The following is a 23,760-nucleotide window of genomic DNA, read 5'->3' as shown; positions in this document are numbered from 1 at the left end:
GGCCCTGCCTTTATGCCCGCGCCACCAGAAGACCACCCGACTCAGAACCCCGTTCGAGTCACCAGGCGCCACGATCGATACAACAACGGGCACTTAGAGAGTGCGGACGGGCCTGGGTGTGACGGCTGCGATGCCTTGCGTCGGGCGGGACCGCGCGACGGTTGTTAAGGATCAGACCTGTCTGGACTAGTTGCCATAGGTACCCGGGGTCGGAAGATGTTGACATGGGGCCAATGGTCAGTGTCAGTGCTGATCTCTGATCCGGAAGGACCCTCCATGGCCGCGAACGACCCTCTTGACCTGAACGCCTCAGTGCCCACTGACACATCGAACAATGCGATCGGTACGCCTGTTGGGCAGGTCGATGTGCCTGCCATGAAGACGCTTGTCACCAGCGTGAACGACGCAAAGGTAGGTGACCCGATCACTCAGCCGATGAAGGACGCGGCCCAGACGCTCGGAGGGGCCTTCAGCAGTTAGGGGAGGATTGGGGCGCGTCAGGCATCGGCCGCACCCTTTTGCGGAGCAGACGGGGTGCCCGTGTCGTCTGCGGCGTTCGGCTTCGGCGTCACCGTGACGGAAGTCCGTGACAGCTTCTGTCGCCAGGCCCGGGGCCGACAGTGCGACGAGCAGAAGATGGCTGGCTTTATTCACGCATTGTGAAGCCAGTTGTTCATGGGTTTGGAAGGCACCTAGATCCGCGGTCGGGTGATGTTCACGAGTTTCGAAGTCACTGTGGTGCTTGCCAAGGCAGCATCGGGATGCTCCTGGTAAAAGGCCCTGGTCATGCCGCAGATGTCAAAGGTCGAGCTATACGCGGCGATCCGGCGCGACCACCGCTGCGGCGCCATCATCGAAACCGGCACCGACTCCTACTGCCTCGCCCGCGCCCGCGCCGAAGCGACCGCCAAGTCCAGCTGATACCTGCCGGTTCCGACTCGGCGACCCGCCACTCTCACGGGCGGCGGGCCGCCGCGTCTCCCTTGCGCTGACGGCCGTGTGCTGCTGCGTCCCGGATCTCCTCGGTGGCCGCACGGAAAGCAGGGGCGGCGTGAGCGAAGTAGTCGAAGAGAACGGCGCGTTGGTCTGGCGTGTATCGACTGAGAACCTCGGCGATCTGGCTCCGGGCAGGCCCGACCACCTTCTCAATCTGGTCGAGGGAGTCGGCCACCGGCTCGACGATGACCTTGCGTCGATCATCCGGATCGGCAGCCCGGCGGACGAATCCGGCTCGCTCCAGGCGGTCGATCAAGCGAGTGGTCGCCCCGGTGGTGAGACCGGTACGTTCGGCCAGTTCTCCCGAGGTGAGCGTGCCTTCCAAAGCGATCTGGCTGAGCGCATACCACTCCGAGGCACTCAGCCCCACCGCTTCCGCACCGGCCATGCCGTGGAGTCCCACAGCGTCGAGGTACTGACGGAAGACCACGTGCTCGTCTGTCGGCGTCGGGTCTGCCATGTCCCTGGGTGCCCCTTGCGTAAATAGCTGCACACGTGCAGATACTGTCTGTCTGCAATATCTGTATCAGTGTAACTACTCGGAGGATTCCATGCCCACCACCGACGACCGGAATGCCGTCACCACGGTGATCGCCTCACTCATCGACGCCTGGCGACGCCACGACGCCGACACGTACGGTGCGCAGTTCACGCAGGACGCCACCTACGTCACCTTCGTCGGCACGTACTACCAGGGCCGCCGCGACATCATCGACAGCCACCGCACGCTGTTCGCCAAATTCCTCAAGGGCACACGGCTCGCCGACGAGATCCTGGACATCCGTTTCTACGGTCCGGACACCGCTGTGATCACCGGCCGCGGCGACAGCTACAAGGGCAGCAAGCCGAAGAAGCTGACTAAGGTCCAGACCTATACCCTGGTCCGGGAGCCGGACGGCCAGTGGCGCATCGCGGCCTTTCACAACACCAAGCGCAAACCGCTGATGGAGGCCCTCTCCTTCAAGGCCGCGCCCGCTCTCGTCCCGGCATCCCAGAAGTGACCGGTGAAGCCGCAGAAAGACCTCCACGGGCATGCGCCAGCACACTCACACCGCAGTCCTCAACCACTGCCGCATCACCGACCGCGCGCAGCGTCACCACGCAAGGGGTGCCCCCGGAGAGGGTCGTCCCACGCTGTGACGTCATTTCTCATGAACATTCACGCCGCCGCTGAACGTCAGCTGCCTCTTGAACCGGTGGACAATCGCTGTCGCCTGAAGTGAACGAAGCCAGATGGCTGACCGGCGGTGCTCCACTCCAGCCGTCCGCTCACGGCCGCAGACCGGGCACGTGGCTTCCTCCCGCGTTGCATTGCCGCCACCCGCCGACGGGTCTGTTTCAGGGTCCGCCACCGCTTTGACCTGCACCTGTCCGAACAGAACACCGCTGCTGCCGACGAAGTCGGCAGCAGCGGCATTCCACACTCACGGCAGTAGCGTCGGACCGTCCCGCCAGAGGCCATCCCCCCTCAGAATCCAGCCTGCTCAGTCGTGCGTGCGACTTCGCCCGCGTCAGTGGGAGTCGACGAATTCGTAGCGGGCGGAAAGGACGCGTGGCTTTCCGGTGGCCGGCAGGTGGGCCAGGGCCTGGCCGTGGAAGTCGTCGATGACGACCGGCCGGGGGCGCGGGTCGTAGATCTTCCCTTCGGCGTCCGGGGTGATTTCCAGGCCGCCGCTCAGGACGCGGGAGACTTGCTGGTGGGCCAGGGGCACCACGGCCAGGGCGCCGCCCTCGGCGGTCTTCAGGGCGTAGGTGTCGCGGTGCTCGGGTTCGCTGCGCAGGAAGAAGCGCCCGGCCTGGCGGGGGTCCCAGCCGTCGTTGCGGTCGCGGTAGCCCTCCCGGGCTTCCCGGGCGACCTTGTTGTCGGCGAGGATCCGGCCCTCCTTGCGGCCGCCGGTAGACCACAGGTCCTCATACGCGTCGGGGATGTCGGCGGGCGTGTGGGGGCCGGTGCGGGCGGTGGCCGCAACCGGGGTCGCCAGGCCGTCGGCGCCGGTTGCGATCTTCGGGAAGTCGGTGCCGGCGGGGACGGAGACCGTCATCCGCCAGCCGTCCCTGCTCTTGTCGAACACGTGGACACTGCGGCCGGCGCCCGTGGAGTTGTTGCTCCGCCCGATGAACATGAACCAGTCGGCCTCGCCCCTGGCCGGGATGAGGAACCTGCGCTCCTGGTAGAAGAACGGCTTCACGTACGCCTTCTGCTCCTTCGCGCTCAGGGTCTCGAACTGTTCGTAGGCGGCGCTGCTGCGCTCCAGCAGGTTGCCGCCCTCGACCGTGGCCAGCAGCCTGGCGTTCCGGGTCTTGTTCGCGGCGTTGTTGACCTTCTCGTAGCGGTCGACGATCCGATGAGCCCCGGCGCGGCTGACGACACCGGTTGCCCCGGCCGCGCCGTCCGAGGGGGCCGGCCGTGCGTTCTTCGTATCGTCGGTGCTGTCTGCGCCGCTGCAGGCGGCCAGCAGCAGCGCGGCTGTCGCAGTCAGGGCGGTGGCGGTCAGGGGCAGAGAGCGCACGTGCATGGGGTAACTCCTGTGATCGGGGGTGTAGTTGCCTGTGCGGGGTCGTGGAGGCCGGCCGCCGACAGCCCGCGGCTCGGTGGCCGGGGGCGTGGTCAGTGCAGGGCCGGCAGAAGGCCCGCGCCGGGCCACAGTTGGCGGCCCTCCTGTGCGGTGTGGAGGTTGTGGGTGAGGGTGGCCAGGAGGGCGGCGCGCTGGTCGGGGCCGTGGGTTTCGCGTTGTCCGGTTTCCGGGTTGAGGTTGATCACGCGAGAGTGCGGGCCGCTGCACACCAACGCCCGTTCCAGGGCGGGCAGTGCCAAGCCGAGCGAGTCGCATGAGCCGAAGCGGGTCAGGGCCAAAAGGTCGGCCACGACCTTCTCCCAGTCCCCGACCTCGGCCCAGCCGTCGCCGCCTTCGAGTTCGTGGGTGAGCGTGGCCAGCGGCACGAGCTCTTTGTCTGTGCGCGGTCCGGTGTGCAGGAGGCGGTGGATGCGGGCGCCGTCGGGCTGGCGGACATGGCGGTGCAGCAGGGTGGCGGCGGCGACGATGGTGCAGTTGACCTCCCGCAGGCCGTGCGGCGGGAAGTACGGCTCGTGGGCGAACAGGAAGTAGATCTCTTCGGGCACGGCGGTCTCCTTCGAAAGGCGTGTGGCAGCGGTAGAGGCGGGTTGTGGTGCCGGGCGCGGGCAGGTGACGGGTCGGCCGCGCGCGGTGTTCAGGGGTGTCCGGGAGCCCGGTACGGCGGCGGGGAATCGTCGCCTGCGGCCGGCCCGTCCAGAGCTCGCTGGTGTTCGCTGCCGTCAGCCTGGCGGGCGAGGTGGTCCAGCAGGCTCTCCAGCGCCAGCCACCGGCAGGTGGTGTCCGGGTTGCGGCCGGGGGCCGTGATGATCACGGCGATCTCCCACAGCGTCCGGTGGCCGAGATGGACCGCGCAGTCGGGCTCGGGGCCGGGGCGGGAGCTGGCGGCGCGGACGATGGCGGCGTGCCGGGCGATCAGCCGCTGCAGGTACTCGAGGCCGCTGGCGCTTTCGACGACGCGTGCGTACCTGCCGGCCCATGTGTCCAGGCGTGCGGGCAGGTGGTCGACGAGCAGCGGCAGCACGATCGCCAGCAGTGCCCCCACGGGCAGGGGCAGGCCGTGGCCGATGGCCCAGCTCATGGCGGGCAGGGCGCCGAGGGCAGATATCAGGGTGAGGGCGGTGACCGAGCCGCCGTGATCCAGGTACAGGCGGACGGGCGGGCGGCGGGTGAGCCAGCGACGGACGCACCGGGCCCGCAGCGAGAGCTCGGGGGCGAGGATGGCGATCTGCAGCAACTGGCGCGGTGCGCCGTCGGGGGTCGGCGGGCTCCAGCGCAGCCAGCCCCACGACGTGGGTTCGACGGCGGGCGAGCGCCTCATGCGCCGCTTCCCGCCGGGCTGGTGATGCGCGGCCGGTCGGGCGTGCGGTCGGGCGGTCACGGGTTCCTCCATCCGGTGGGCGGTGACACGGACGCAGGACGGCCGCCGGAGGTACGAGAGGCGGTCGCGGTGGTGCAGGGGGTGCAGCGGCCGTCGCCGGCGGGATCAGCGCGGCGGGGCGTAGGGCCCGTGCACGCGGTGCACAGGGGCCAGTTGAGGCAGGCCGGGCACAGGTCCTGGCCCTCTGCTCGGGAGGGGTGGCCGCAGCCGGCGCACTCGGCCAGCACCCGGCGGGAGACGGCCTGGGCAACCGTGCGGTCCGCGGCGCCCGTTGATGAAGGCTCCGGCTCGTCGGCGGGCTGTGTGGCGGCGTCGGGCGGGCCGGTGGTCCGTGCGGCGCGCAGCCGGGCGGCGACGATCGCCCCGACCGTGTGGTGCAGGGGCTGGGGCAGCGGCCGGCCGGCGATGACATGGCGCAGCTGCCTGGGGGTCCAGCCTTCATCCAGCAGGCCCTGCACGATGCGGCCCTGATCGGCCAGGGCCTGCCCGGTCAGCAGCAGTTCGGGCTGCCGGGCGCCGATCGCCCGCAGCAGCCGCTCGCCGGACGACGGCGTCGCGGGGCGGGTCTGCTCCCCCGGCTCCGGGGGCGGTGCGGTCGACGCGCGCGCACGCGCGTTACGAACGGACGGACGGACGGGGTTGGTCTTCTGCTTGTTGGTCTTCTTAAGACTGGTGTTCTTAGTGTGTTGGTTATCCAGCGCAGGATAATCCTGCGCTGGATAACCTGATTCTGGTTGCGACCTGCGGCTTTGCGCGATTTCGGCTGCTTGGGGCGCAGCATCGCCCAGCAGCTCGTACAGGTGGGCCGGAACGTCGGTGATGGCGTAGACGATCTCGCCGAGCGTGCCGTCCTCACGGCGCTCCCGCTCGCGGGTCAGGTAGCCGTAGCGCTCCAGCTCCGCCAGGCCCGAGCCCACCGCGCTGCGTCCGTCGGGACCGCAGCCGGCCAGCTCGGCCACGGTCACGCGCCAGCCGTCGCGGTGCGTGGAGACCAGCCCGAAGATCCCCTTGGCCTTGAACGAGATCCGCGGATCACGGAACAGGGCATTGGCGATCTGCGTGAAACGGTCGCCCGCCATCTCGCCGCGCCGGATCCCGGCGCCGTACCCGCTCACCGCAGCGCTCCGGGCACAGCGGCACCGGAGCGTGCCGGACGACGGGCAAAGCCGTGCAACGCCGGTACAGCTTCATGCGGCGGGCGGCCGGGGAACCGGGGGTGTGTGTGATTCATGCCCTCGAGGCAACCCGCCGACCCCGACCAGACTGTCGACCACTGACCCCCGACCACGATAACGAACAGGTCACAACACGCTCAGAACGCGGTGGTCGGGCCCGACCACCGGCCCTCGACGCCAGTTCCCCGCCCGAGGGGAGGCGGGAATCTGCTCAACAGCCGGGCACGGCACGGACGGTGGCAGGCAGCGTCCTCCTGCCGCTGCGTGCGCACTGCACACACCACGCGATGGTGTCCGTCAACGCACCCGCTGCGCAGCGATGCCCGACACCGCGGTGACCGCCCGGCCGGTCATCACCGACGCAGCAGTCATCGGCCGGCGTCCGGCCAACCGACGCGGCTGCGCAACAGGTTGCACAATGACTGCGCGGTGGCCGTCCGCAGTCATCCGAATGCCAACACAGGCCTGGTGGCAGCTACCGGCCACCGTCCCCGACGCCACCCCGACCACCACGTCGCCCGCCCCGACCACTGCAGGCCAGCGCGTTGCGCATACCAGCACGTCGCCTGGCACCGGCCCCTGGCGCGAGTCTCGGGTGTACAGCGATCAGTGCGCAAGGCACCGGCGCTGCGCAGCGGCCGATGCGCAGCCACGCATCACAACGACGACAGATCATCACTACCGGGCGACGGCCCACGGCGAGGAGCGATGACCACCGACGATGAACAACGGGCGACGAGCGATGAGCAACGACCCCGCGGGCGATGACCGACCGACGATGAGCGATGGGCAGCAGGCGCCGCCGGCGACCGATGAGCGATGACCGACGGGCGATGAGCAACGACCCATCGGCGATGACCGACCGACGACGAGCAACGGGCGACGGGCGATGAGCAATACCGGTGGCCCGCCGCCATCAGCACGGAACGCCCCCCGCCTCCGCCGGGTGTTGAGCCTCAACCGCCCACGCCGAGCCGGGTGATCGGGATGGGTGGTAGATACCGACCACCGCCCTGGCATCCACCCCGACCACCGTGGTGGTAGATACCGACCACGCAGGTCAGCGCATTGCGCAGCGCCAGCCGCAAGGACACGGCGCCGGCTCTCCGCCCACCAGAGCGCAACAGGAACCCGTCCGGGAGGGGCCTGGTGGTAGATACCGACCATTACACCCCGACCACCATCCCGCCGGCCCCGACCACCGCAGGTCAGCGCGTTGCGCACCCCACATCGCCCGGCAGCGGCCCTTGCGACTGCACCGGCCGGCACACCGATCAGTGAGCAAGGGACCGACGCTGCGCAGCCGCCGATGCGCAGCCACGCATCACAACGACGACACACGATCACCGTCAGGCGACGGCCCACGGCGATGAGCGATGACCCACGAGCGACGGACGATGAGCAACGACCCGCGGGCGATGACCGACGGACGATGACCGACGAGCGATGAGCGATGAGCGGCAGGGGACGTCGACGGCCGATGAGCAGTACCGGCGGCCCGCCGCCATCAGCGCGGCACGCCCCCGCCTCCGCCGGGTGTTGAGCCTCAACCGCCCACGCCGAGGCGGAGCGGACGGGGCGGTGGTAGATGCCGACCACCGTCCTGGCCTTCACCCCGACCACCGTGGTGGTAGATACCGACCACGCAGGTCAGCGCATCGTGCAGCGCCAGCCGCACGGCCCCGGCGCCGGGTCTGCGCCCACCAGGGCGCACCAGGGAACTTGTCCGGCAGAGGGGTGTTGGTAGATACCGGCCATTACACCCCGGCGCTACCCCGACCACCGGCGTGGTAGCCCCGACCACACAGGTCAGCGCGCTGTACGGGCCGCGGTCCCGCACCGTGCGCCTGCCGGGGGTCCGCCGTCTGCGGGTACACGCTGAACGTACTTCGCCCCGCCGTAGCTGCCGTCGGCAGCTACGGCGGGGCGCTGCAGGCCCCTCCCGGAACTGGACCGGCCCTTGGGGCCCTTCGTCGGGCGTGCCGGGGAGGGCGTGGTCGGGGTGGTGGTAGGAGCTACCACCACCCCGACCACGCATTTCGTGACTCTTTCGTCACCGTGGTCGGGGCTTGGCGGGCGACAGTCCGGCCGGAGCCGGGGCGTTGTCACAAGGCATCAGCCCCGCCCCGTGCTCCGGGAGATGGCGCATGTTGCGATCCGTCCCGCCTCCGACTGATGCAAGGAAGCGTCCGGTGGCTGCCGGCCTCGCGCTGACCCGGATGCGGGGCCGTACAGGTCGGCCGCGCCGGGGCTGGTGCACGTCCACGTCATCAACAGTCAACGCGGCGCGGCAGCAACCTCACGAGACGGCACGACTAGATCCCGGTCAGCTGTACACCCACAGCTCGTAGTCGTCCCCGGGCACCCAGCTGCCGGACCTGCATTCGTACCTGGTCCACCAGCCGTTCTCCTTGCCCATCCTGCCCCGGGAGGTGCACTCGCTCTTCCAGAAGTAGTAGTCGTACAGGTACCACCCTGCGGCTTTCACCGGGCCGGCCGCGCTCTCGTGCGCCGGCGCAGAGGCGGCCTGAGCGGTTACCGGTGCGGCTTGGGCAGACCCGGCGAGCCCCCCGACCACGAGCGCAGACCCCAGCGCCATGCTGACGAGCAAACCACGCTTACGCATGACCTCTTCCCCTTCTCTCTGGTGCATTGCACGTTCCCAACGTGCTGCTGGAAACCGTCTGGAGAGCGGCACCGACAGGCTGTTGCCGGACAGATCGCAGGCTTGCCTGCATCACGACCGTCCGGCCACCAGAACCGAAGGCGGACCGTGTCCGTGCTCGCCCGGGGACCAGAATGGCCGGACGCCTGATCGAGGTTCGACGTGATGTGACCTGGCTCGAATAACGACATCCCGGACATGCTCTGCGCCGGGCGCGGACCCGTCCCGGGGGGCGGCGTGCTGCGCAATCAGATTGGGGGACACCTCGCGCGGCACGTAGAGGAGCCTCCCGGCCGGTGCCGCCTCGTGCGAGGCGGGCGGCCCGCAGGCATGCCGCCCCGCTCTTTCGCGGCGGGAGGTCAGGAGCACGCCGTTGCAGGGCTTGGGGGTTGAGCGGTCGCGCGCGGCTGAGCGTCTTGCGTGCCCCGAACGGGAAGGCCTGCGGGCCGCCTGCCCGCCGCCGGCCTGCGGGGAAGAGGGGGCGTCGGCAGTTTTGGCCCGGCGCAGGGAAAATACGCCGGGACATCCTGCGTTTGTCCCTCGTGGAGGAGGACGCTGGAGAGGGGCTGCAAACAGGCTCCCCCCATGGCCGGTTTGCCCCGGCCTGCGGGCGTCGGCCCCGCGGGAATGCGCCGACGCCCGCAGGAGACGGCCCCCGCCCATGGCCTGTACAGAACTCCCGGGGCGGCCCGCGCCGCAAGGCCCGGGGCGACGAGACGTGCGGCAGGCGAAGAACCCGCCGCCCGGCCCCGTTGCGCCTTCCCCTTGCGGGAAGCCGGACAGCCGACCGGCGGCGTTCAGCACAGCTCGTACCTGACGAGTGACGACGCGCGGTTCCCGGGACATCCGGGTGTCTGCGGTGGGATGCTCCGGGACCCGAGGGGAGGCTTTGCCATGAACGATGTCACCGATCTCGCGGCCTTTCTCAAGAGCCGCTGGAGGAAGGAGTGCCGGGACGCCGAGCACTTCCACGAGCTCTCCTGCGCCGCTCCGAGCCGGGCCGCCCACCGCAGCTGCCGCTGCCGCTGCCCGGCCCGGCTGCAGCACCAGCTCCGCATCAATGACCGGATCCTGCGGGACTGCATCCAGCGCATCGACCACGAACGCGCCAGCGGCGGCTGGCCCCTGGACTCGGCAACCGCCTTCCAGACGATGAAGGCCCTCGCCCTGCCCTACGAACTGCACCCCGCCTGGCGGGACACCTGGTACCCGGGCGAACCCTGGCTGTGAAACACCCCCGTCCCCTGCCCGGCGGCGGGCCGCCGCCGCGCGAGGTGTCCCCCACCGGCCGGAGCAGGGGGCCGGCCGTGCCGGGCCCTGGCGTGCGGCCTTCCGCTGGCGGACGTCACAGGGGTGGCAGGTCCCCGCCGGCCTGCCGGTGCACGACGTCGCAGGCGACCTCGTACAGCGGGCGGTTGCGGGCGAAGGCGCAGGCGGATCAGGGCCTGGTCCAGGGGGATGCCGAGCCGGGAGGTCAGGGCGCCGGCCGCCTGGTGGATGACGGCCCGCACGGCGCGGGTGCCCCCGGGGGTGGTGAGCAGGTGCACGGCGCCGTCGGCCAGCACGGCCAACCGGCCCGTCCGGGCAGCGGCGAGCGGGCCGGGGGCCGCGCGGTGGCCGGCCAGGACACCCAGCCGGACGGCTCCCAGGTGCAGGGGCAGGACGAAGACGACACACGATCACCGTCAGGCGACGGCCCACGGCGATGAGCGATGACCGCCGGACGATGACCGACGAGCGATGAGCGGCAGGCGACGTCAACGGCCGATGAGCAGTACCGGCGGCCCGCCGCCATCAGCGCGGTACGCCCCCAATCCGCCGGGTGTTGAGCCTCAGCGCCCACGCCGAGCCGGGGGGTGGTCGGGATGGTGGTAGATGCCGACCACCGTCCTGGCCTTCACCCCGACCACCCTGGTGGTAGATACCAACCACGCAGGTGAGCGCATCGTGCAGCGTCAGCCACGAGGAGACGGCGCCGGGTCCCCGCCCGCCAGAGCGCAACAGGACCCCGCAGGGAGAAAGGGCGGTGGTAGATACCGACCACTCGTCTCCGGCGCTACACCGACCACCGGCCTGGTAGCCCCGACCACGCAGGTCAGCGCCCCGCGCAGCGCCAGCCACGAGGACACGGCGCCGGCCCTGCGCCCGCCCGGGCGCACCAGGGAACCTGTCCGGCAGAGGGGTGGTGGTAGATACCGACCATTACACCCGGCGCTGCCCGACCACTGGCGTGGTAGCCCCGACCACGCAGGTCAGCGCGCTGTACAGGGCGCGGTCCCGCGCCGAGCGCCTGCCGGGGTGAGCCGTCCGCGGGTTCACGCTGAACGTACTTCGCTTCGCCTGCTCTCGGCGGCGGCTACGGCGGGGCGCTGCAGACCCCGTACCGAAGCCGGATGGGTCCTCCGGGGCCCTTCGTCGGGCGTGCCGGGGTGGGCGTGGTCGGGGTGGTCTCGGTGGTGGTAGCTCCTACCACCACCCCGACCACGCGTTTCGTGACCCTTTCGTCACCGTGGTCGGGGGTCAGTGGTCGGCAGTCCGGTCGGGGCCGGCGGGTTGGCTCAAGGCATCAACCCAACGCCTCTCTCCGGGAGTTTGCTCATGTTCCGATCCACCCCATCACCGGGTGCCGGGCCGCGTCCGGCGGCCGCCGGCCACGCCCTGACGAAGATGCGGCGCCGCGTGCAGTTCGGCCGCGCCGGGGTGTGGGCGGCCCTGGCCGCCGGCCCCCTGGCCCTGGCCGTCACCGTCGGCCGGCCCTCCCCCACCGTCGCGGCCGCCCCCGCCCCTTCCCCCGAGCGCACTGCACAGACGGCGTCGGTGGCCGACCCTTCCGGCTACGTCGCCGAGTTCGTCGACGCCTGGCTGCGCAGCAGCGAGGACGCGAGCAGTGCCGCATCCCGTCGTGCGCAGTCGATGGCACCCGACGTCACGCTGCCCTCCCTCGATGAGGATGCGCCCGCACCCCGGCGGGTGACGCCGGTACGCAGCGCACCCCGCGAAGGCGGCCGGTGGTCGGTGACGGTGGCCGCGCAGTACGCGGACGCGGTGCGCTACTTCGCCGTGCCCGCGATCGCCGCTGCGGACGGCGGCTCGTTCGCCGTGACCGCCGCCCCCGCCCTCGTCGCCGCCCCCGCCGAGCACCCGATGCCCGAGCCGGCCTACAAGGTCACCGTGGAGGAGGGGCCGTTGACGACCACGGCCGGCGAATTCCTCTCGGCGTATCTGGCCGGACGCGGCGAAGTCAGCCGCTACCTCGCACCGGGCGTCAAGCTGTCGGCCGTCTCCCCCGCTGCCGCCACCGAGATCGAGGTGCAGGACGTCGCCGCGCGTGAGCAGAGTGCGGCCGGCGTCAAGGTGCCGCGGGACGGCACCCGGGTGCACGTGCTGGTGACGGTTGAGGCCCGCGGGAAGTCCGGCCGCTGGCCCCTGGCCTACGAGCTCACGCTCACCGCGCGCGGCGGCCGTTGGGAGATCGCCGCCCTCGAAGCAGGCACGACGGCCACGGCGGGCGGTGCGCGGCGATGAACGCTCTCAACGAGGTGGTGATGGCGGGGGCGTTGGCCGATCTGGGGGATTCCTGGATCGGTACCGCCAAGGACTGGGGTTCCAAGGGGCTGCAGGCGGCGCTGATCGTGATCGTCGTCGTGATCATGGTGCAGCGGTTCTCGCTGAAGGCGGGCATCGGCGCGCTGATCCTGATGGTGATCGCGCTGGGTCTCTACTCCTCCCGCAACGATCTGGCGGACATGTTCGAGGACGAGGTGAAGAACCCCGCCAAGAGCGCCCCCGCCTTCCATCGCCCCTACGGCGACGGCGACTTGTTCACGGCTCGCACCGGAAGGGAGCCGGCGTGAGCGCGGCCGCCGCGCCGCGCACCGCGCGCTTCTACACCGCAGCCCGGCGCCATCCCTGGGTGGTGGGCAAGCTCGCCGACTGGCGCCTGCCGCTGGGCCCCTACAACGCGGCGCAGATCGCCCTGGCGGTCGTGGGCGGGTTCGTCCTGGTCAAGACGATCTCGGTGTGGAGCGTGCTCGGCCCGGTGCCGGTTGCGCTGTGGCTGGTGGGGATCTGGCTGCTTCGCCGCCCCAAGATCGGCGGACGCAACCCCGTCTCGGCAGCCCTGGGGATGGTGGCGCTGCTCGTGCAGCCCGCCGGCGGCCGGATCGGCCCGCGCGCCGCACGCGATCCGCGCGCCCGACGTCTGGGCGGCGGCTTCACCCTCGAACCCCTCACCCCGTCTTCCTACCCGGCGACCACGCCCACGCCGGCCCGGACGAAGCCGGCCCCTGCCCGCACCGCGCCGCCCCGGCACACCCTCAGCACCCGCCGCGCCACGCACACCCCGAAGCCCGCAGACCCGACGGGACCGACGGGGCCAACGGGACCGACGGGACCGGCGGCAGGGGTTTCGCCTGCGGCGGGGCTGCTGGCCCGCGCCCACCACCGTGCACAGACTCAGAAAGCGGGAGTGTGATGCGTGTTCCCATCCGGCACATCGCCGGACATCTTGTGTGGTCCACCCACGGCCACGTGTGGGCCCTCTACCGACTGCACCCCGGCCCCGACAGCGAAGGCCGCAGCCAGGAAACCGTGCCCGGCACGTATGTGCCCCCGGCAGTCCGCGACGAACTCCTCGGCAAGATCACCCACTTGGTGCGCTCCCTGTCCGGCGCCCCCAGGCTGTTCGGGCTGTGCGCGCAGGTCGATCCGGTCGAGGTGGCCTGGCGGATGACCGACGGCCTCGAGGACGAGGAGACCGGGGATGCGCTCACGCCCGCGGCGATGGGGTGGGTGGATCATGTGGAGGCGGCGCTGGATCTGCTGCAGGGCCAGGAGATGCACCAGCGCACCTGGTGGCTGGCCGTCCCCCTCGACACCGAACGCCAGGGCGTGCGGGCGGCTGGTGCGTTGTGGGCGGAGGTCGCCGACACCCTGGGCCTGCGAGCGGCCCCGGTCACCCGGACCGAGGTCAACTCCTGCCGCCAGCAGGCCGAACAGATCGAGGCTCAGCTGGCCGGCGGCGCTTCGTACCGGCCGGCGCGGTCGGCGGAGATCGTGTGGATGATCCAGCACGCGGTGCACCGGGGGCTGGCCGAGCCGCTGCTGGGCGAAGCCTCCGTCAGCGACCAGTACGGCGGGCACGTGCGCGGCAAACTGCTGCACTCCCCCAGCTACGCCGACCTGGGGCAGGTCCGCCTCGAGGAAGGCGGCACCGAACCCGCCGTGGAGGAAGACCGGGAGGCCGATCCGGCGCCGGTGCGCGGACGTGGTGGCACGGGCGGCGGCCGGGCCCGGTGGTGGAAGGTGCGGTCGGCCTCGCCGTTGCGGCGGCGCTGGCTGCAGGTCGAAAGCGAGACAGGCACCGGCTACCAGGCACATTTGGCCCTGGCCGAGTGCCCGCCCGCCATCTCCCTGGAAGCAGCCGATCTGTTCGCGCAGTTGGAAGTCCTGGACTTCCCGGTCGACTTCACCATCGACCTCACGTTGGTGCCGGCGGAGAAGGCGCGTGCTCAGGTGCAGCGCAAGAAGACGGAGCTGGTCGACCAGGCCGACCAGTACGACGCGCGGCCCACCGGGATGCCCGCCTCCCTCCCCGACGCCGCCCGCGATCTGGGCGAGCTGGACGCCCGCCTCTCACGCACCAGCGTGGAAGTCGAGGTACAGGCCGTCACCGCGCTGACGGTGTGGGGGCCGACCGCGCAACTCTGTGACGCGCGGGCCCGCGCGCTGGAAAATCTCCTCGCGGGGGCGGACTACCGGGCGGTGCGCCCGGCCGGGCTGCAGGCCGACCTGTTCACCCTGGGGTTGCCCGGCACGGTACGCGCACACCGGCTGCGGGAGTTCACCCAGCACCAGGTCAGCGAAGACTGGGCGCTGTCCGGAGCGTTCACGCACTGTGAGGTGGGGGATCCGACCGGGATGCTGCTGGGTCTGGATCTGGACTGCGGCACCACCCGACCCGTCCTGATCAACCCCGCCGATGCCCCCAAACAGGACGCTTCCGCCTCCCTGGGCGTGGTCGGTGATCTGGGCGCCGGGAAAAGCGTCCTGCTCAAACTGATCAGCGGATCGGTGGTGGACCGCGGCGGGCGCGTGATCTGCATCGACCGCACCCCGGTGCGCGAGTGGGCATCCTTCGCCGAGGCGGCGGCGCCGGGCCGCTGCCAGATCATCGACGCCGCCCGGGCGGCCTTGTCCATCGATCCGCTGCGGTTGTTTCCCGGCGCGGAGGGCCGTCATTACGCGCTGAGCTATCTGACCCTGCAGCTGGGCATCGGACCGATGACCACCTCCGGCGAGGTGCTGCACCACGCCATCGAGCAGGCGGGCACGCAGCCCGAGCCGTCGATGAGCGGCGTCATCGACGTGCTGCGGCAGATGGCCGTCTCGGAGGCAGGCAAGCGTCAGGATGCCGCCGCGACGCTGGCCGGGCTGCTGCGCCTGGTCGAGCAGAACCGGCTGGCGGCGATGGTGTTCGACCCCACGCTGCCGCCGGTGCGTCTGGACGGCTCCGGTGCCTCCGACTTCATCGTCATCACCACCACCGGGCTGAAGCTGCCGCCCAAGCAGGCCTTCGAGCACGCCGAGATCCTGCACCAGCAGCCGCTGGAGGCGTTGATCGGGCGCGCCGTGCTCTATCTGATCGCGGCGATAGCCCGCCAGGCCGCGTTCTCGATGCCCGAGCGGTTCTGTGCGGTCGCGCTGGACGAGCTGTACTGGCTGACCTCCTCGGCCGAGGGCACCGCCCTGGTCCACGAAATCCTGCACGACGGCCGCAAACACGGCGCCGGACTCATCGCCGGCGCCCACGACGCCAAGGAACTCGGGCCTGATCGCGGGCTGATGGCCTACCGGGCCCTGGCACGGACCACCGAACGCGAACGCGCCCACCGCGGACTGGACTTCATCGGCCTCGACCCGGGCGACACCGAACTCGTGCGGATGGTCACCTCCGGGCTTTCGCCCGTCGGCCACCAGGAGCGGGCCGGGGAAATCCTGCTGACCGGGCCCCGGCAGAACACCGGCCGCGTCAAAGTCGTCATCCCCGCCGTGGCACGGATCAGCTCCCGCATCACCACCACCCCCGGCCGCCGGGCTTCAGCCGCTGCCCGCAGCCATGGAACGGGCCGGCCCGATCTGACCAAGCCGACACCGGCGGCCGACGGGCGGCCGGTGCCGGCGACAGCGATGGAAGAGGGCGTCTGATGATCAGCCGTGAATGGCAGCGCGCCCGGCGCCGTACCCTGCTGCGCCGCACCGCCGGTGGACTCGCCGCGGTTTCGGTGCTGGTGATGGGTCTGCTCGCCGTGCCAGGGTTCACGTCCACCGGTCAGGCTCCCGCCGGCACCACCCGCGTCAGCGCGGACCGCAAAGAGGCCTGCCGGCTGATCGTCGGTCCGGCCAAGGCGTACTGCGAACGCAGGCCGCCCAGGGTGATGTCCCCTCCCGGGGAGAGGACGCGGGATGCCCGGGTGCTGCTGGCGCCGGCCAGCGCGCTGCTCGCCCTGGCGGGCCTGCGCCGCTGGGGAAAGCCGGGCCGGCCGTGATGCTCTGGCATATCGCACTCGGCTACGGGCGCGGCCGGCTGCGCACCCTCCTGCATGCCCTGGCGCTGGCCGTGGTGTTCCTGATCGTCAACGCGCAGGTCGCCTACGCCGCCGATGGCGGCGCGGACATGATGGCCCCGCTGAACGTGGAGAGCTCCGAAGGCGTCCCCATCAACGGATATGAGCTGTCCGCGCAGGGCGGCTCCATCTTCTCGCTGCGCACCAACGCCTATGCGTTCATCATGAACGGGCTGTTCACGCTGCTGCGGCTGGTGGTGGGACTTGCCTGTTGGGCGATCGAGTTCGCGCTGCGCTTCCCGCTGATCAACATGCTGTCCGATCCGGCGCAGGAACTCTCCGACACCTATACCGACATCGTCGTGGACACCCTGGACATCAAGGGCCTGTTCCTGGCGTGGGCGTTCGTGTTCGGCGGAATTCTGCTGGTGCGGGGCAAGGCCGGCAAGGGGCTGGGGGAAATCGTCCTCACCCTGGTGATCGCCGCGTTCGCGGCCTCCGCGTTCGTCCGCCCCGACTACCTGCTCGGACAGGACGGGCCGCTGGCATCGAGCGAGCGGGCCGCCGCCGAGGTCACAAGGACGACCGTCAACTCCTACGACTGGGGCGGGAAGATCGGCAGCGGGGACGCGGGCCCCTGCGGCACGGGGCTGTCCGGTCCCGCGCTGGAGAAGTGCTACCTGGCGGAAAACAAGAACCAGGATTCCGTGGCGCGGGTGGCGCGGCCCATCCAGGACTCGCTGACCAACGTCGCCGTCGTCAAGGGCTACATGCTCGTGCAGTACGGGCGCATCCTCGACCCCGCCAAGCCCGCCGACCGCAAGGCCTACGCCCTGCACCTCAAATATGTCTCGGGCGGCTACAAGCCCTACAGCGCCGCCAGTAAGCACGCCCGCAAGGAAGCCGGGGACGCGTGCCGGCGGATCAAGGGGCCGGCGCACGAGTACTGCATGAAGGGGCAGATGCGCAAGCGCGGGCACTGGGAGAAGGAAAAGAACCCGGTCATCGGAGCGCCTTCGCTGACCACCGGTGATGCGCTGCTCAACGCCGCTACCCCGGTCCTCAACTCCCAGGACCAGCAGTTCGCCCAGTTCCTCTCCGAGCTGGAGAAGGCCGGACCGGTGGGAAAGGAGGCCGCCGCATACGCCAAGGAACCCACCGGCTGGCGCACCGCCGGGGTGCTGATGCTGTTCGCCGCCGCCCTGCTCATCTCCGCCATCCCCCTCTCGGCGGCGTTTGTGCTGCCGCGGATGTGGCCGCCGCGGCGGTGGGCTCGGTGATGCTGGTGTGGGCGATGCTGCCGGGCCCCAACCGGCAGGCCGCCTGGAAATGGCTGGCCCTGCTCGGCGTCTCGGTGGCGGGCATGTTCGCCGTCTGCACGTTCCTGCCCTCCTACGCCATCGGCATCGACACCGTCCTGACCAAGGGGCCCGGCGTGCCCGCCGAACGGCTGCTCGCGCTGGACGCGCTGGCGCTGGCCGCCCTCGCCTTCCACCGCAGGCTGCTGGCCGGGATCTCCTCGGCCGGGCAGCGGCTGGCCCTGCGGATGCGCTACGCCAAGGTGGGCGGCACCCATCTGCCCGGCGACACCTCCGAGATCGGCGCCGCCCTCGCCGTCCACGGCAACAACGGCGCGGGAGCGGGCGGCGGCTTCGGACTGCGAGCACTCGGCGGCGGGGGCTACGGGCGCCTGGGCACCCGCGGGCGCATCATGCGTTCCCTGGCCGCGATGACCGACGGCACGGGCATGCCGGTGGACACCGGCCGGCTGGTCTCGGATGCGGGGGCGGAGTTCTCGCGCGGGATGGCGCCCTTCGCGCTGGCCGCCACCGGCGCCGGCCTCGGCGCCCGCGGCGCCCGGGGGCTCCTGGTCGGCAAACACCCCGGCGACAAAGCCCTGGAACGGATGCGCAAACCCACCGCCGAAGGCGACCGGCCCGGCAGCGGCCCGCACACCGACGGCGGCAGCCCAGGGGGCAGTCCAGGCCCGGACGGCTCGCGCGGGCCACGGCGTGACGGACCTGGGGACCGCTACCGCGACAAGGACGGCGTCATCTCCGACCCGACGTCGGGTGAGGTCCTGCACGACCAGAACAGTGACCGCACGCTCCTGTCGACCCGGGCCCACAACCGGCTGGTGCGGCTGCGGGGTTATCGCATGCTGCACCGCGGCGGGCGCGTCGCCTACGGTGCCACCGTCGGCCTGCCGACCACTACCCGGCGCGCACGCCAGGGCGCCTCCGAACACACCCGGGATGCCAAACAGCAGGTGGCCGTGTGGCGCAACACCATCCGCGAAGACGCACGTTCGTGGAGGAGACCCGGCGAGCCGGCCCGCGCGGGCGGCGGGGTCACCGGGGGCGAGCCCGGCGGCGGCAGTGACGTCCCCTCCTCGGGCCGCGTGCTGCGGGCCTCATCCGCAGCTTCAACCGGTGCGGCCGCCTCCGGGCGCTCAACGGCCGGGGGCAGCTTGGACGGCAAGGCGGCGATGCCGTGGGGCAGTTGGGCGCCGCGGGCTGCCTCCGCAGGCCCGGCGTCCGAGAGCCGGGGCAGCGACCGCAGCCCGGCGCCGGCCGCACCCGCGCGGACCGTGCGCGGCACCGCCAGCCCCACGGCCGGTCCAGCGCGCCGTGCGCAGCCCGGCCCGGACGACTCCGGGCGGTGGCGGCCGCGGGTCGATCCGGCCGAGATGCGCCGCAGCGCGCCCACCGACCCTGCCGCGCTGCGCCGCCGCCTGACCGAACAGCGCGCGGTGAGCCCGGAAGAGCTGCGCCGCCGCTTCGCCGAGGAGCGCCGGGCCCGCGAGGAAGAGCGTCGGCCCGACCGTGCCGATCCGGACGCCGGCGGTGAGGACTGATGCGCACACCACGCCCAAGGCCGCGGCGACGGCGCGCGAAGTGGGGCTGTCTGCTGCTCGTGCTGGCGACCGCCGCCAGCTGCGCCGCCCCCTTCTCCGGCATGCTCTCGGCCGGAGCCCAACTCGCCCACCAACAACAAGAACAAGGAGAAGGGGGCGGGATCGAGCTGGGCGGCAGCGCCGCGGACATCCCGCCCGTCATGCTCGCCGCCTACAAGAAGGCCGCCCGCCTGATCGGCGGCCAGGTCCCCAAGTGCCGGGGCATGTCGTGGCCGATCCTGGCGGGCATCGCCAAAGTCGAGTCCAACCACGCCGCGGGGCGCTCCATCGCCAGGAGCGGGGACATCCGGCCGCGGATCATGGGGGTGCTGCTGAACGGCTCCGGGCAGGGCGGCAACACGACCGTCTTTCCCGATACCGACGGCGGCAAGTGGGACGGCACCGCAGCAGGCGAGCGGGCGGTGGGGCCCTTCCAGTTTCTGCCCTCCACCTGGGACACGGCCGGCCGGGATGCCAACGGCGATAGGGAGCGTGACCCGCACAACGCGTTCGACGCGGCGCTGGGCGCGGCCGTCTACCTGTGCGGCAAGGGACGGGATCTGCGCAAGCGCCCCCAGCTGGAGGCGGCGATCTTCCAGTACAACCACTCCCGCGAGTACGTGAACAACGTCTCCAATTGGATCCGGCAATACCGGACCGCCGCGACCGGCCCGGGCAAGGGCACGGATCTGGGCGGCGTCTCGGGCAGGGCGAAGAAGGTCCTTGAGGTGGCGCTCTCCCAGCGGGGGGTGCCCTACTCCTGGGGCGGCGGCAACACCCAAGGCCCCAGCCGGGGGGTGTGCTGCTCGCCCAGCGGCAAGAGCGGCGCCGGCATCACCGGCTTCGACTGCTCGGGGCTGACCACCTACGCGTACGCCAAAGCCGGGATCCGCCTGCCACGCACCGCCGCCGCACAGGCCGCCAGGGGCCAGCGCATCACGTCCAAGGGCGCACTCAAGCCGGGGGACCTGGTGTTCTACGGCTACGTACCGGGCGCGGACTCGACGATCTACCACGTCGGCATCTACGTGGGAGGCGGGCAGATGATCAACGCGGCCCGGCCGGGCACCAAGGTGCGCCTCGACCCGGTGGATGCCATGTCCGGCTTCGCCGGAGGGGCCAGAGTCCTGTGAAACCGACCCCTACCGAACCCCGTTCACAGCCCGGCGCCCCGTGGCTGCTGCTGGCCGCCACCCTGGCCCTGGCCACGTGCAGCTACCTGCTCCTCAACACCGGCCCGCCGTCGCCTCCCGGGCCCACGGCCCGCCCCAGCTCGCCCGACACCCCGCAAGCCCGGCAGCCCGCAGGCCCGGCGGCGAGCACCCGCACCCCGCACACCGACACCTCCTCGCCCCCGCCCTCGCCGTCGACGGCCGCGATGCTGCCGCCGCGCGGCGAGGGCCGGGCCGCAGACCAGCAGATCCAGCGCCTCCTCGAAGAGGCCTGGCCCGCAGACCTGCCCCCGGCCCAGGAACAGCAACTGCGCCGGGACGGAGCGGCGTTGCTGCGCGCCGATGCCACCGGGATCGGCCGCGACCACTTCCCCACCGTCTTCGGCAACCAGCCGGATACCGCGGTGGCGCCCGCGTTCAGCCGGCTGCGCATCCAGGCCGCCATCGCCCGCGAAGACACCCGGCCCGGCCGGGCGGTAGTGCACCTGGTGTGGGCCGGCGCCGACCGCGGCGGCACCTACACCGACAACCGCATCACCGACCTCTACTTCCGCCGCACGAAAGGAGACGGCCCGTGGACCCCGCTGCCCCGGCCCTGACCACCCTGGCCTTCCCGCTCAGTCCCCCGGCCGTGCAGGGCACGGTGGACGTGATGCGGTGGCTGGCCGGCCACTGGTATCTGATCGCCCTCGTCCTGGCAGCAGCCGGTACGGCAGGCGCCTATGTGGTGCGCCGCCTGGCCGCCGCAGCCTCTCAAGAGCGCATGGCCCTGGAGTTCACCCCGGCCCGCCACTTCGACCCCTCCCACGAAGAGATCTTCCGCCGCGGGGTCGAGCTGACCCGCGCGTGCACGGCGCTGCCCTGGTGGGCACCGCGCCGCACCAAAACCGTCCGCATCCGCCTGCGCTCCGACGGACGCTCCCCCTTCGCCTACCGCCTCGAAGGCCCGGCCGGCGCCGAGCGGCTGCTGACCACCACCCCTTTCGGGCCGGGGGTACGCGTGGCCAAGGCGAAGCCGCTGAAGGACAAGCCGCGCGCGCATGAGGTGCGCGCGGAGTTCATCCTGCGCGGCAACCCCGTCGCCTCGCTGCGCGACGTCCCCCTGCAGCCCGACCCGCTGCAACCGCTCGTGGACGCCGTCGGCGACCTGCGCGCCGACCTCGGAGACGTCGCCGAAATCTGTGTTGACCTGCAGCGCGCCCCCAAATGGGCCCTGCGACAGCGCCGCTGGCACCTGATGCACCAGGCGCGCCGCCACGAGCAGCGCCAGGCGGCGCGCACGGCCCGGTGGATGAGCCGCGACAGTGCGCACCTGGACGACTCGTTCATCGGCCAGCTGCGGCAGCTGGTCACCCCCGGCCGTGGGGGCAGGCCGGGCGGCGGGCGCATGGTGATGTCCGCTCCGCCGGTCCGTGTCGACCGAGCCGAGGCGTTGGGCAAGCTGGCCGAGGACAGCCACTTGGTGCGGGTGCAGATACTGGTGCGCTGCGCCTCCGACATCCAGGGCCGCGCCCAAGCCCGGCTCGCCCGCATCCAGGCCGGCCTGGATGTGTTCGGCGGCTCCGCCCGGTGGGCGATGAAGGGTCTGCGGATCGGTCCCTGGCGCCTGGGCGCCGACCGGTGGCCGCACCGGAAGCGTTTCGATCTGCGCTGGCGCACCGGGCAGTGCCTGCCGCCGGCCGCCAACTGGCTCGGGCTCGAGGAGCTTTTGGGGCTGCTCAAGCCGCCCACCGTGTGGTGCCGGATGCCGCTGCTGCCCGTCGAGCTTCCCTCGTTCGTGCACGGGGATCCGGGCCTGCTGCTGCAGGGCTGGTACCGCACGCCCGACGGGCGGCGCCGCCTGGTGGCCACCCATGCCGAGCAGACGCTCTTCGAGATCAGTGTGGGCAAGGCCGGCGGCGGCAAGACCGAGCGGGCCGCCGCGCAGGCGGTCGGCTACGCGCACGCCGGCGGCGGCCTGCTGTTCATCGACCCCCACCACGACTCCTGGCTGCGGGTGGCGCCCTTTCTGGCCCACGACCACATCATGCAGCGCATCGCGCGGATCGACCTGCGGGCCAAGGGCCGCGGGCCCAACCCGCTGATCAGTGCCTGGAACCCGATCGACATGCACCACGGCGCCCGGCAGGCCTACGAAATCGTCGAGGACGTCACCGACGCGTTCGCCACCGCTTTCGGCTGGGACGACACCAACGCACCCAGAGCCATCGCCATCTTCACCGAAGCGCTCACCGTGCTGACCACCCTCAACCAGCTCGCCTGCCGCGCCAACCGCTCCGCAGACCAGGCCACCCTCTTCCACGTCCGGGCCCTGCTGACCGACCCGACCTTCCGCGCCGGCGCCCTGGCCGCCGTCGAACCCGTCCTGGGCGAGGAGACCCGGGCCTGGTGGCACCACACCTTCCCCACCTTCCCGCCCGAGGCGTACAACGTGCTGCTCAACCCCCTGGCCCGGCTGGCCGCCAACCCCATCACCCACGCCTTCCTGGGCCAGCCCCGCGGTGTCTACGACATCCGGTGGGCCATGGACAACCGGTGGATCGTGTGGGTGTCCACGGCGGGCAACGGGCCCACCGACCGGCTGCTGGTCTCCCTCCTCAACCGCGATCTGCTGCGCGCCGGCCGCTCCCGCGCCGACACCCCCGCCCCAGACCGGGTGCCCTTCCGCGGCTACTTAGACGAGCTGATCACCCTGGCCAGTGCGGGAGGCGACTCCATCGCCTCGATGTTCGAGGACTTCCGCAAGTACAAAGTCCAGCTGCATGCGCTGACCCAGCTCCTGTCACGGCTGCCCATCGCCGTCCGGCAGTCCCTGATCCAGAACGCCTCCACCCTCTCCACCACCCGCGGCTCCAAATCCGCGGTCACTCCCATCACGGAAGAGTGGGGAGAGCGGCCCAGCGCCGCGCAGGTCGCCGACCTGGACCAGTACGACCACTACAGCTCCTTCACCATCGACGGCCGCCCCGTGGGCCCCGTACTGATCCACGGCCCGCACCTCGAGGAAGTCTTCGCCGAGCACCACCGGCCGGGCCAAAACGCCATCGACGCCCTGGAACGCGCCGCCGACCTCAACGCCCGGGCACGCCCCCTCGACCAGCTCACCGCCACCGCCGCCGGCCAGTTGCAGCGAGTCCGCACCTTCCTGCGCGAGCACGCCCGGCCCGCCGCCGGCGCCTCCGCCCTCACCAAGACCAGGGACTACCAATGAGCCTGCCGCCGCAGAATGCGCCACTGAGCAGCCCGACCGCCGCCGGATCCACACCCAGCACGGCCAAGACCCTGCCCCGGCAACCGCAGGCCGCCCCCGCCCGGCACCGGATGGCCACGACCACCC

General features: G+C 71.5%; 20 protein-coding genes. 14 read left to right on the top strand and 6 right to left on the bottom strand.

Annotated elements, in window-relative coordinates:
- Window positions 1-276: 276 nt before the first annotated feature.
- Both IE226_RS34470 and IE226_RS44940 read left to right on the top strand, forming a co-directional pair.
- Window positions 277-480: a hypothetical protein gene (locus tag IE226_RS34470; RefSeq protein WP_190085387.1), complete on the top strand. Its 204-nt coding sequence runs from the start codon at window positions 277-279 to the stop codon at window positions 478-480.
- Between the two features lie 306 nt (window positions 481-786).
- Window positions 787-921, top strand: a complete 135-nt coding sequence (locus tag IE226_RS44940) for a hypothetical protein (protein WP_268251303.1) — start codon at window positions 787-789, stop codon at window positions 919-921.
- A 34-nt stretch (window positions 922-955) separates the two neighbouring features.
- Here IE226_RS44940 and IE226_RS34465 read toward each other — a convergent pair whose 3' ends face one another.
- Window positions 956-1,456, bottom strand: coding sequence for a MarR family winged helix-turn-helix transcriptional regulator (locus tag IE226_RS34465; RefSeq protein WP_190085386.1), 501 nt, complete (start codon window positions 1,454-1,456; stop codon window positions 956-958).
- Between the two features lie 91 nt (window positions 1,457-1,547).
- Here IE226_RS34465 and IE226_RS34460 point away from each other — a divergent pair, with 91 nt between their 5' ends.
- The gene (locus tag IE226_RS34460; RefSeq protein ID WP_190085385.1) at window positions 1,548-1,997 is read left to right on the top strand and encodes an SgcJ/EcaC family oxidoreductase; all 450 of its coding nucleotides are present in this window, start codon (window positions 1,548-1,550) and stop codon (window positions 1,995-1,997) included.
- A 510-nt stretch (window positions 1,998-2,507) separates the two neighbouring features.
- Here IE226_RS34460 and IE226_RS34455 read toward each other — a convergent pair.
- The 5 genes from IE226_RS34455 to IE226_RS34435 all read right to left on the bottom strand — a co-directional run bounded on the left by IE226_RS34455 (window position 2,508) and on the right by IE226_RS34435 (window position 8,751).
- Complete coding sequence (locus IE226_RS34455) at window positions 2,508-3,512, bottom strand: DUF8094 domain-containing protein (RefSeq protein WP_190085384.1); 1,005 nt, start codon at window positions 3,510-3,512, stop codon at window positions 2,508-2,510.
- Window positions 3,513-3,604: 92 nt separating this feature from the next.
- Window positions 3,605-4,117, bottom strand: a complete 513-nt coding sequence (locus IE226_RS34450) for a hypothetical protein (protein WP_190085383.1) — start codon at window positions 4,115-4,117, stop codon at window positions 3,605-3,607.
- Between the two features lie 89 nt (window positions 4,118-4,206).
- Complete coding sequence (locus IE226_RS34445; RefSeq protein ID WP_190085382.1) at window positions 4,207-4,890, bottom strand: hypothetical protein; 684 nt, start codon at window positions 4,888-4,890, stop codon at window positions 4,207-4,209.
- A gap of 56 nt (window positions 4,891-4,946) precedes the next feature.
- On the bottom strand, window positions 4,947-6,065 hold the full coding sequence (locus IE226_RS34440) for a hypothetical protein (RefSeq protein WP_190085381.1): 1,119 nt from the start codon (window positions 6,063-6,065) through the stop codon (window positions 4,947-4,949).
- A gap of 2,386 nt (window positions 6,066-8,451) precedes the next feature.
- On the bottom strand, window positions 8,452-8,751 hold the full coding sequence (locus IE226_RS34435) for a hypothetical protein (RefSeq protein ID WP_190085380.1): 300 nt from the start codon (window positions 8,749-8,751) through the stop codon (window positions 8,452-8,454).
- 933 nt (window positions 8,752-9,684) lie between these two features.
- Here IE226_RS34435 and IE226_RS34430 point away from each other — a divergent pair.
- From IE226_RS34430 to IE226_RS34380, 11 genes are all read left to right on the top strand, one after another.
- Window positions 9,685-10,020, top strand: a complete 336-nt coding sequence (locus tag IE226_RS34430; protein ID WP_190085379.1) for a DUF6221 family protein — start codon at window positions 9,685-9,687, stop codon at window positions 10,018-10,020.
- Window positions 10,021-11,388: 1,368 nt separating this feature from the next.
- Window positions 11,389-12,315, top strand: coding sequence for a conjugal transfer protein (locus IE226_RS34425; protein WP_229871714.1), 927 nt, complete (start codon window positions 11,389-11,391; stop codon window positions 12,313-12,315).
- Window positions 12,312-12,644: a hypothetical protein gene (locus tag IE226_RS34420; RefSeq protein ID WP_229871713.1), complete on the top strand. Its 333-nt coding sequence runs from the start codon at window positions 12,312-12,314 to the stop codon at window positions 12,642-12,644. Before IE226_RS34425 ends, IE226_RS34420 begins: the two co-directional genes overlap by 4 nt.
- The gene (locus IE226_RS44335) at window positions 12,641-13,264 is read left to right on the top strand and encodes a hypothetical protein (RefSeq protein ID WP_229871712.1); all 624 of its coding nucleotides are present in this window, start codon (window positions 12,641-12,643) and stop codon (window positions 13,262-13,264) included. The genes IE226_RS34420 and IE226_RS44335 overlap by 4 nt, the downstream gene beginning before the upstream one ends.
- Window positions 13,264-15,996 (top strand): ATP-binding protein, encoded by a 2,733-nt coding sequence (locus IE226_RS34410; RefSeq protein WP_190085378.1) that lies wholly within the window; start codon window positions 13,264-13,266, stop codon window positions 15,994-15,996. The genes IE226_RS44335 and IE226_RS34410 overlap by 1 nt, the downstream gene beginning before the upstream one ends.
- Window positions 15,996-16,337 carry a hypothetical protein gene (locus IE226_RS34405; protein ID WP_190085377.1) on the top strand — a complete coding sequence of 114 codons (342 nt, stop codon included), beginning with the start codon at window positions 15,996-15,998 and terminating at the stop codon, window positions 16,335-16,337. The genes IE226_RS34410 and IE226_RS34405 overlap by 1 nt, the downstream gene beginning before the upstream one ends.
- Window positions 16,334-17,635, top strand: a complete 1,302-nt coding sequence (locus IE226_RS34400) for a hypothetical protein (protein ID WP_190085376.1) — start codon at window positions 16,334-16,336, stop codon at window positions 17,633-17,635. Before IE226_RS34405 ends, IE226_RS34400 begins: the two co-directional genes overlap by 4 nt.
- Window positions 17,608-19,212: a hypothetical protein gene (locus IE226_RS34395; RefSeq protein ID WP_190085375.1), complete on the top strand. Its 1,605-nt coding sequence runs from the start codon at window positions 17,608-17,610 to the stop codon at window positions 19,210-19,212. Before IE226_RS34400 ends, IE226_RS34395 begins: the two co-directional genes overlap by 28 nt.
- Window positions 19,212-20,384 (top strand): C40 family peptidase, encoded by a 1,173-nt coding sequence (locus IE226_RS34390; protein WP_190085374.1) that lies wholly within the window; start codon window positions 19,212-19,214, stop codon window positions 20,382-20,384. The genes IE226_RS34395 and IE226_RS34390 overlap by 1 nt, the downstream gene beginning before the upstream one ends.
- Window positions 20,381-21,022: a hypothetical protein gene (locus tag IE226_RS44330; RefSeq protein WP_229871711.1), complete on the top strand. Its 642-nt coding sequence runs from the start codon at window positions 20,381-20,383 to the stop codon at window positions 21,020-21,022. The genes IE226_RS34390 and IE226_RS44330 overlap by 4 nt, the downstream gene beginning before the upstream one ends.
- Window positions 20,998-23,634, top strand: a complete 2,637-nt coding sequence (locus IE226_RS34380) for an ATP/GTP-binding protein (protein ID WP_190085373.1) — start codon at window positions 20,998-21,000, stop codon at window positions 23,632-23,634. Before IE226_RS44330 ends, IE226_RS34380 begins: the two co-directional genes overlap by 25 nt.
- The last annotated feature ends 126 nt before the right edge of the window (window positions 23,635-23,760 follow it).

It is taken from the genome of Streptomyces longisporoflavus (assembly GCF_014649775.1).
In the GTDB taxonomy this organism is placed as follows: domain Bacteria; phylum Actinomycetota; class Actinomycetes; order Streptomycetales; family Streptomycetaceae; genus Streptomyces; species Streptomyces longisporoflavus.
This window is presented reverse-complemented; position numbering and strand designations above follow the sequence as displayed.